The organism is Treponema endosymbiont of Eucomonympha sp. (genome assembly GCF_001028545.1).
The window spans coordinates 1-466 of sequence record NZ_BBPW01000587.1; the positions used below are offsets into that span (position 1 = coordinate 1).

The following is a 466-nucleotide window of genomic DNA, read 5'->3' on the forward strand; positions in this document are numbered from 1 at the left end:
CCAGTCCACACTACCTAGGGCAGGACAGAGGTTTTACTCTCTGCCGAGTTCTTTCAAAGAACTCGATCGTTCGGTGAAACCGAACGCTTAATCAGCCACGAAGAGCCGTTGTTCTGCACCGACACCAGCCCGCGTTTTTCCGCGTCGAGCGCCAGCTTCTTGAACTGCGAATAGCCGAACTCGTGGAAGTTGATTTTGCGCGCAAGCAGCCTCGACACGTCCTGAAAGTTCGTCCACGAGTCACCGGAGGGAATGCAGGCGCACAGCGCGGCGAACACTTCCGGCACCGTTATCTTGCCGCGCGCGGCGGCGTCGTCGAGGCACAGAGAGCGCTCGTCCTCGTCCGCAAAGCGCACCGCCGTATTCTGCGCCGCCTCGCGGATAAACGCCTTCCACGTGCGGTAGCCCCTTTTCCGCTCGTCGATGCTGCTGTTCAGAAGCTTCATCCTTATTTTCACCGCGCCTA

The 466-nt window shown here is 59.0% G+C and carries 1 pseudogene; it reads right to left on the reverse strand.

Going from position 1 to position 466, the window contains the following annotated elements:
• Positions 1-53: 53 nt before the first annotated feature.
• Positions 54-466: pseudogene (locus tag AWU74_RS08190) on the reverse strand (hypothetical protein); the annotation flags it as partial.